The organism is Pyrinomonas sp., assembly GCF_040289685.1.
Classification (GTDB): Bacteria; Acidobacteriota; Blastocatellia; order Pyrinomonadales; family Pyrinomonadaceae; genus Pyrinomonas.
Map to the genome: position 1 here is coordinate 1 of NZ_PSLQ01000093.1, position 8,871 is coordinate 8,871.

Below are 8,871 nucleotides of genomic sequence, written 5' to 3' on the forward strand. Positions count from 1 at the left end.
CGCCGTCTATGCGGTCTACAACCACCGACCGTTGCAGCCGGAGGATGAGACGGGTTGGAACCGCCTGAAAGTAGTGGAAGTCCTAACCGACGCGAGCAGTTGCAGTCAATCCCGCCCTTTCCCGCAGCTTACGTATCCACTCGTTGCCGATTACGCTCGTAAACGAGCCTCAAGCCTTCGAGCGTCAGCGTATCGTCCACCGTTTCGATCAGTTCCGAGCCAGTAGCGATGAGCGAGGCCAGACCGCCCGTAGCGATGATGCGCGTCTGCGCTCCGAGTTCCTGCAACATGCGCCGCAAAATGCCATCGACCAAGCCGACGTAACCGTAGTACAAGCCCGATTGCATCGCTTCAACCGTGGATGCGCCGATAACGGCGCGCGGGCGACGGATCTCAACGCGCGGCAAGCGCGCCGCCCGTTCGAAGAGCGCATCGGACGAGATGGTGATGCCGGGCGCGATCACGCCACCGAGGTAACGCCCCTGAGAATCAACGGCATCGAAGGTCGTCGCCGTGCCGAAATCAACCACGATGCACGGCGCACCGTACCTAGCGATAGCCGCCACCGAATCAACGATGCGGTCGGCTCCGACGTCGGACGCTGGTTCGTAGAGGATGGTCATGCCCGTGTCGGTCGTGTGATCGACGAACAGCGGGGTGTGATGGAAATAGACTTCTGACATGCGCTTGAGCACGTAGTTGAGCGGCGGCACTACGGAAGCGATGGTGACTGCGGTGATCGCTTGAAAGTCCAAGCCCGCCAGCTCGAATAGGTTCCGCGCGTGCACGCCGTATTCATCGACGGTGCGCGCGCGCGCCGTCGTCAAGCGCCAGTGGGCGACCAAACGTTCGCCGTCATAAACGCCGAGCGAGGTGTTCGTGTTGCCAACATCGATGACGAGAAGCATGTGGGTCGTCGGGAGAAGAAAGCTCCTTTCTTCGTGTGAGATGAAATCGCTTCGCAGCGGAGCGGAACCGACGCTTTCAAATCGGCGAAGGGGGCTTCGGAATTTACGCCTTCAGAGCTGGCTCGCGCGCGATGCTGCGGCTCGCGACGAAAGCGCGCGCAGCTTTGGCCACCGCGTTCGCGGAACTTTCTGCGCACGGCGTTCATGGTTGTCGCCGAGCGCACGTCACATGCCTTTGTAGTCCGGTCCACCGCCGCCTTCCGGTGGAACCCAGTTGATGATCTGATATGGATCCATGATGTCGCACGTCTTACAGTGGACGCAGTTGGTGAAATTGATTTGCAGCCGCTTGCCGCCCCGCCCGTCATCAACCATCTCGTAAACGGCAGCCGGGCAGAAACGCTGGCACGGGTTGCCATACTCTTCGACGCACCGCGTCGCGCAGATATTCGTATCGAGCACGTGCAAGTGGGCCGGTTGGTCCTCGTTGTGCGCGACCGAAGCGTAGTAGACATCGGTCAACTTGTTGAAGGTCAACTTGCCGTCAAAGCGCAACCCATTGTAACGCTGCTCGATGGAACCATCTTGGTAACCGAACTCGGCGAGTTTGCGCATCGCTTCGTGGCCCGGTTCGGTCTCCACCCGATCGAAGATGCCCCACGCACGCCCACCGGTGATGAACTGCAATCCAGCGTTGATCAACCCCAACCAGCGCCCTTGACGAAACGCCGCATGGAAGTTACGCACGCTGCGCAACTCCTTCATCAACCAAGAGCCTTCGATGCGCTGTTGGTAACGGCTCAACCGTCGAGCCGAATAGTCGTCGGCTAGCAACGCCTCGAAAACCGTTTCGGCAGCGAGCATGCCGCTTTTGATCGCCGTGTGAATGCCTTTCAAGCGCTGCGCATTCAAAAAGCCGGCGCAATCGCCAACCAGCAAGAACCCGTCGCCGTAAAGGCGCGGCATGGCGTGCAGACCGCCAGCGGCGATCGTCTTCGCCCCGTAGCGAATCATACGTCCGCCGTCGAGCAAACGCGCGATCGCCGGATGCTGTTTGAAGAGCTGGAATTCAGCGTGCGGATCGATCAGCGGATCACGGTAGTCCAAGCCGGTGACGTAACCGATGCTGATGATGCGATTGCGCATCCCATAGATCCAGCCGCCGCCGTAGGTTTGCGCGTCGGATGGATACCCAAGCGTATGAGTCACCTTACCCGCCGGATAGCGATCGTCGGGCAGCTCCCACAGCTCTTTGACGCCCAAGCTATAGACTTGCGGATCGCGTCCTTCATCCAACCCCAACCTTTCGATCAGGCGTTTAGTCAGCGAGCCGCGCGGCCCTTCGCCGAAGACCGTCACCTTCGCTAGCAGGTCCACACCCGGTTCAAAATTCGCTTTCCGTCTGCCTTCGCGATCAACGCCTTTGTCGCCGGTGCGCACGCCGATCACGCGATCATCGCCGTCGTACAGCACCTCAACGCCAGGGAATTCCGGGAAGAGGTTGACACCCGCTTCTTCGCACTTCTCACCGAGCCAAGCGACCAGTTTGTTGAGCGAGACGATGTAATAACCATGATTGCGTAGCGGCGGCGGCGTAACGGGAGCGCGTATGGCTCTGGTTTTAGTCAAATAGAGGAACTCGTCTTCGGTCACTGGCGCGTCGAGCGGCGCACCCTGCTCGAGATAATCGGGCATCAACTCGGCCAGCGCACACGGATCCATCACCGCGCCCGAGAGGATGTGCGCCCCGACCGACGCCCCCTTTTCGATGACAGCGATCTGCAACTCGCCGAGCGACTTCCCTTGCTTTGCGCCGGTTTCGACCGCCTCGTTGTGCGCGGCGATGAGCCGGGCCAGATGTAGCGCTCCGGCAAGCGAAGCCGGACCAGCTCCGACGAAGACGACATCCATCTCGATGCTTTCGCGTTCGACCTTGCGACTCACACTGCTACTCCTTTCGCTCTCTTTTCGGCAGACCGAGAAAAATGAATCGCCATTCAGTGTGAGTATAGCAGAAGACCGATCCGACTCGTAGCGATGTCCGAGCGCAGGATCATCCCGCGGAAGATCGGCGTGGCGTTTGCCCGCATATACAGCGCGAATTTGCACCGCAGCTTCCGGGGCGCGTATGATTTGAATTCGTCACGACGAGATCTTCCTGAAACCGGTCGCGTAACCGATGGTATCACGAGCGAACGAAAGCGAGCGTTTCAACTTCGAGGAGTCAGACTTGCCCCCTGTTCAACGACCGCGAAGGCTCCGGCGCACGGAGACCATGCGCGCGCTGACACGCGAGACGCGCTTGCACCGAGACGCCCTCGTGCTTCCCTTCTTCGTCTGTCCGGGCGAGCGCGTCCGGCGCGAGATCGCTTCCATGCCCGGCGTCTTCAATCTCTCGGTCGATGAGTTCGTGCGGGAAGTGGAAGCGGCGCGCGAACTCGGACTGCGAGCGATCATCCTCTTCGGTCTACCGGAAGCCAAAGACGAACTCGGTTCAGGCGCTTACGCGCCCGACGGCATCGTACAGCGAGCGATTCGCGCCGCACGCAAGCGCGTCTCCGATCTGCTGATCATCGCCGATACGTGCTTGTGCGAGTACACAGCGCACGGCCACTGCGGCGTGGTGCGCGACGGCGAAGTGCTCAACGACGAGAGCTTAGAGCTACTGGCGCGCACGGCTGTGAGCCAAGCGGAGGCCGGAGCCGACATCGTCGCGCCGTCGGCGATGATGGATGGGCAGGTAGCCGCGATCCGCAGCGCGCTCGACCGACACGGCTTCAAGCACGTCGCCATCATGGCGTATGCCGTCAAGTACGCCTCCGCGTTCTACGGTCCGTTCCGCGAAGCGGCAGACAGCACCCCAACTTTCGGCGACCGACGAGCCTACCAAATGGATCCGCCCAACGCACGCGAAGCGTTGCGCGAAGCCGAACTCGATTACGCCGAAGGAGCCGACATCCTGATGGTCAAACCAGCGACCCCTTATCTTGACATCGTACGTGCCGTGCGTGAACGCTTCGATGTCCCCGTAGCGGCCTACCACGTGTCCGGCGAATACGCCATGCTCAAGGCGGCAGCGCGCAACGGCTGGATAGATGAAGAGCGCGCTGCGCTCGAAATCTTGACGAGCATACGACGCGCCGGTGCCGACATCATCATCACCTATTACGCTCGCGAAGCGGCCAAGCTGCTCGAGCGCGAACCTTCCAGATCATGACCCGATGGTACAAAAGCTCCACCTGAGCGCTTCTAGCGCATAAGTTCCACCTGAGAGCTTCGCCGATTGGCCTCTCGCCGCAAACGAACCATGCGCGAGCCCCTCTTCTTGGTCTCTTGCCGCAAAACGAGCCATGCGCGAGCCCTTACAGGGCAAGTCACGTCTATCACCCCGATCGAACATGCCACCGACGGGTCGGCATCCGGCATGGCGTTTGAAAACCCCGCACCTTTGCTTCCAGCAAGCTCTCAAACGACTTCTAGCAGACCAAATGATGCCGACTCGAAACTCATCGGTCAGATTTCTCGTCTTCGCAGGCTGCGCCGCTTTCGCCCAAAGGGATGAAGACCTGACATTGTTTAAAATCCTCAAACTCTGTTGACACCAAGGGAACTCTCGTGCTAGCGTAATCGGTGGGTTGTCCCTTGAAGCATTAAAGGGGATTCGACCATCAGCTCTCTTGCCGTTGGCTGCTTGTCAGGACCTGCTGGGAATACAGGTTTTCAGCATCTACAAAGCGAGCTTCCATGGGTTTCGATAAATCAAAGGCCGTTCGCACGGCGGAAAAACATCTCGCGCAAGGCAAGATCTCAGCGGCGATCGCTGAGTATCGGCGCATAGTCGAGCACGATCCAAAGGATTTCGCCGCCCTCAACACGCTCGGCGACCTATACGTGCGCGAAGACAAAAAGGCCGATGCCATTCGTTGTTTCACGGCTGTGGCCGAGCACTACCGCTCGCAAGGCTTCGTGCTGAAAGCTATTGCGATGTACAAGAAGATTCAGCGGCTCGATCCATCAGCGCTCGATGTCGCCGACAAGCTCGGGGCACTTTACGAACAACAGGGGCTGTTCGTTGAGGCGCGCACGCAATATTTGAGCATGGCCGATGCTTACATGCGCGCCGGTCAGAGGCGTCGCGCGCTCGACGTCTTGCGCCGCATCGCCGATCTCGACCCACAGAACGCCGAGATACGCCTCAAACTCGCCCAAAGTTACGAACACGAAGGGCTGCGCTTCGACGCCGCCGAAGCCTACACTCAGGCTGGGGCCAATCTTCTCGCGCGCGGCGATCACGAACGAGCGCTCAGCGCCTACACGCAAGCCTACGGACTCGATCCGCTCAATCAAGAGGCGCTGGCTGGCATGGTTGCAGCCCATTGTGCGCGCGGCACGCCGGAAGATGCAGCAGAACTGCTGGAGCGCGCCATCGCTGATGACTCGGAGAACGACGAACTGCGCGCCATGCTCGTCCGCGTGCGACTCGAAGCCGAGGATTTGGACGAAGCCGAGCGCGTTGCCAGAGAGCTCTTCGAACGCGAGACGCATAGCTACACGACTTTGATCGAAGTCGCCCGCGCTTTTATCAACCGCGGCGAAACGAACCGCGCTGTAGCTTTGCTCGCGCAGGCCGTGGAACCAGCCCTTGCCGCGCGCGACGAAGAGATCTTGGCCGCGCTTCTCGACCAAGCGCTCGAGCGCGATCCCGACCAGATCGAAGCGCTGCGTCTTCTGGTGCGCATCCACACATGGCAACGCGACGACGCGAAGCTTCGGGCAACGCTCGAGCGAATGATCGAAGCGGCGCGCGAACGAGGACTCGAAGAGGAAGTGCGTGCAGCAAGCGACCACCTCCGTCGCCTGCTAACTGAGGAGCCGCTCCAAACAACCAACAACAACTTGCGGCATGAAGGCGTGAGCGAGTTTGAAGCGACTGCTTTCGGAGCCGAGATACCGGCTTCGCCTTTTCAAGACGAGCTTGCGCTTTCTGATCCCGCTGCCATCGAGTGGAACGGAATCGTCCCGACGACGGATCGCTTCGATTCAGCGCTCGGCGCGAGCGAAAGAGCGCGCCGCGAACAGTTCCTTCTGCAGGAACTGGAGAGCGTCGACTTCTATCTCGCTCAGGGCTATCTGGACATCGCGCGTTCGACGCTCGAGATGCTCGAACAGCAATTCGGCCCGCATGCGAGCATCGCCGAACGGCGCAGCCGACTGAGAAACGCCGCCGAAGAGTTAGCGGAGCAAAGCTTCGAGGTCAGCGCGCAGGTCGCGGTCGATGCACACGTCGAACCGAGCATGGCGGAGATCGAAGCGCAAGCTAGCGTCATCGACGTCGCCATCGCCGAAGACAGCTTCGGCTCGACGCAAGACCGCACTGTCGGCTCTTCGCCGCATGAGAAAGCGCTCGCTTCTTCAAACGGTGACCACCGAATCGATTCGGGATTCGCTGCGCTCATTGAAGAGTTTCGCAACGAACTCGGCGAAGAAGAACCGCCCGCTGCCCCGTCCGACTACGAAACGCACTACAATTTAGGCGTCGCCTACAAAGAGATGGACTTGCTTGACGAAGCCATCGAAGAGTTTCAAAAAGCCGTCGCGCTCGTCTCTCCGCAAGACGGTACGCCGCGCTACTTGCAATGCTGCAACCTTTTGGGCCACTGCTTCATGCAAAAAGGCATGCCGCGCGTAGCCGTCATGTGGTTCCGCCGCGGACTCGACGCGCCGGGCCACTCCGAGGACGAATATCAAGCGCTGCGTTATGAACTCGGCAACGCTTATGAGCAGATGGGCGATATCGAACGCGCCATCGAGATCTTCTCCGAAGTCTACGGGATCAACGTCTCGTACCGCGGCGTGGCCGAACGCCTGCGCAGATTGCAAGAGCAACGCGAAGTGGTTAAGTAGCGCGGCTCGTCTCAAATGGCACGGGACGCAGCGCAACGCCAAGCCGCCGTTGGCGCGCCGAGGATTTAACGTGACGCCCTTGTCGAGCGCCTTTTCCCATCGCAAGACAGCGCTTGCTCCCGCGCACCCACATTTAAAGTGCAAGCAGCGTCCGAGCCTGACCTCGGCGCGGGGCCAGCGCTCGTTCACGCGCACCCATATGTAAAGTGCAAGCAGCTTCCCCTCATTGCTTGTCTTGTGGCGACTTCGGCAGCGCACGCCACATGTCTATGATGCGCCCGACGAGCGCACACAGATCATCCGCGGTCGAGAAGAGCTTGATCGCGGCGGCGCCGCTTGCGCCCGCTTCAAAAACGCGAGCGATGTTCTCCTCGGTGATGCCGCCAATGGCCACCACCGGGAATGGGTCGAGCGCTGTGGTTATTTCGCGTAAAAGATCCAATCCGAGAGGCGGCCCGTAGAGCCGCTTTTGCGGCGTATCGAAAACGGGACCGAAAAGGATGAAATCTGCGCCTTCGTCGCGCGCGCGCTTCGCTTCGTCGAACGAATGGGTTGAGACGCCGATGAGGAAGCGTTCGCCGAAGAGCTGGCGGATGACGCGGGCACGCATTGACCGTGCGGTCAAATGAACGCCATCCGCTTCCGCTGCGCGCGCGATGTCAGCGCGATCGTTGACGAGCAAACGGGTCGCCGTGCCGCGCGTAATGCCTACTGCTTGACGCGCAAGCTCATAGAGAGCGCGCCCCGAAAGGTTTTTCTCGCGAAGCTGTACGGCTGTGATCCCAGCTTGCGTCGCGCGAAGGACCAAGTCGAGCGTGCGTGCCGTTTCGGTAGGAGCGGCATCGTCGCGCAGTTCACCGCTGGTGACGAGGTAGATAATGGGAAGCTTGAGCAGCATCTTTGGCGCGCGCTTGTTCTTCCTGTAGCAAACGCACCGTCTGCCGAAAGTGAAACATCTCCCAGACGGCCATTAACAGGTTGACGATGCCGAGTCCGGTCACGGCCCCGCGCACCCAACCCGAAGCGATGACCTGCTGCAAACCCGTAAGACCGGTCTTCTGCGCCGCGTAGAACAGCAGGTAATTGTCGCCCCAATCGCCGAGACCGAACGGCTGAACCCAGGGCAACAAGACGAGCGCGAGCCCCACTTCAAGACTCAAAATGATGTAAAAGATGACGGTTACTCTTGCAGCCATTTTCCCCGTTTTCGATGATGGCATAAAACGGCGTCGTTCGTCCACCGTTTTGGCAGGTGAGCGACGAGCCAAAATCGATCATAAGCCGATCGTGGGGCTTACGGGTTTCGCTCTTTCGCCGAATCAAGCGAAGCCAAACACCGATCAAACACGCTTCAGAACGCACCCACCGTTTTTTACGACACACGCTCCTTGACAGTCTCCCTCTCAAAAGCAGCTAGCGCTTCAAGGGTATGACAGTAAAAGCTCTTCTGGTAAGTCGATGTCGCCTACGCAGCGATCTGTGCCTTGAAGGCTGAATCGATCGCGCGTCTGATCGTCACGCAAGTCTTGAACCGAATGGGGATCACCCAAGCTCGGGCTGAATCGATCTTCGTCTGATCATCACGTCCACGCTTCCCAGTACTCGGTCCTCTGGAAGCATCAGCGCCCGTTGATCACTCTTCGTCCAGATCCATCAGCCACGCCCCGACGGTCCGTTCTGCCGATTCCACGCTCAGAAAATGCGGATCACCCGATGCGGGCGCCGAATCTTCGCGTTCAGCCGTTGCGGCTCGCTCGTCATACGCAGTCGCTAGCGCGTGCCGTTTCGGTGTCATCGCTGGTGTGCTCAGACCGCGCAGCTCGCAGATGCTCGGTGATGTGCGCTTGGAACAGGTGGTTGCCGAGCTGTTCGAGCAGGCAAGCGATTCGGTCGTTGTTCAGAAAAAGCTGCTGCACGAGGTCATGTTTGACTGATAGTCGGCCATCTGTTTTTCCGGTTGGTCTTCCAGCGCTCGATCCAGCAGAGGAAGGTGACTGTTTCGAATTTGGAACCGAAGTAGGAGAGGAACAGAACCGCCCTAGAACGTCCGAAACGGGCT

Annotated in this window: 7 protein-coding genes; 2 read left to right on the forward strand and 5 right to left on the reverse strand. The window is 59.7% G+C overall.

What is annotated here, in order from left to right; genetic code table 11:
- Positions 1–128 precede the first annotated feature (128 nt).
- Both C4334_RS13885 and C4334_RS13890 read right to left on the reverse strand, forming a co-directional pair.
- Positions 129–908 (reverse strand): type III pantothenate kinase, encoded by a 780-nt coding sequence (locus tag C4334_RS13885; RefSeq protein ID WP_352432687.1) that lies wholly within the window; start codon positions 906–908, stop codon positions 129–131.
- Between the two features lie 225 nt (positions 909–1,133).
- Positions 1,134–2,852, reverse strand: a complete 1,719-nt coding sequence (locus tag C4334_RS13890) for an electron transfer flavoprotein-ubiquinone oxidoreductase (protein ID WP_352432688.1) — start codon at positions 2,850–2,852, stop codon at positions 1,134–1,136.
- A 235-nt stretch (positions 2,853–3,087) separates the two neighbouring features.
- Between C4334_RS13890 and hemB the strand changes: the two genes are divergently transcribed.
- Positions 3,088–4,125 (forward strand): porphobilinogen synthase, encoded by a 1,038-nt coding sequence (gene hemB / locus C4334_RS13895; RefSeq protein WP_502943449.1) that lies wholly within the window; start codon positions 3,088–3,090, stop codon positions 4,123–4,125.
- 527 nt (positions 4,126–4,652) lie between these two features.
- Entirely contained in the window at positions 4,653–6,812 is a 2,160-nt protein-coding gene (locus C4334_RS13900) for a tetratricopeptide repeat protein (RefSeq protein ID WP_352432690.1), read from the forward strand.
- 223 nt (positions 6,813–7,035) lie between these two features.
- Here C4334_RS13900 and thiE read toward each other — a convergent pair whose 3' ends face one another.
- The 3 genes from thiE to C4334_RS13915 all read right to left on the reverse strand — a co-directional run bounded on the left by thiE (position 7,036) and on the right by C4334_RS13915 (position 8,607).
- Entirely contained in the window at positions 7,036–7,710 is a 675-nt protein-coding gene (gene thiE, locus C4334_RS13905; protein ID WP_352432691.1) for a thiamine phosphate synthase, read from the reverse strand.
- Positions 7,667–8,008: a hypothetical protein gene (locus C4334_RS13910; protein WP_352432692.1), complete on the reverse strand. Its 342-nt coding sequence runs from the start codon at positions 8,006–8,008 to the stop codon at positions 7,667–7,669. The genes thiE and C4334_RS13910 overlap by 44 nt, the downstream gene beginning before the upstream one ends.
- A 437-nt stretch (positions 8,009–8,445) precedes the next feature.
- Positions 8,446–8,607 (reverse strand): hypothetical protein, encoded by a 162-nt coding sequence (locus C4334_RS13915; RefSeq protein WP_352432693.1) that lies wholly within the window; start codon positions 8,605–8,607, stop codon positions 8,446–8,448.
- Positions 8,608–8,871: the final 264 nt, after the last annotated feature.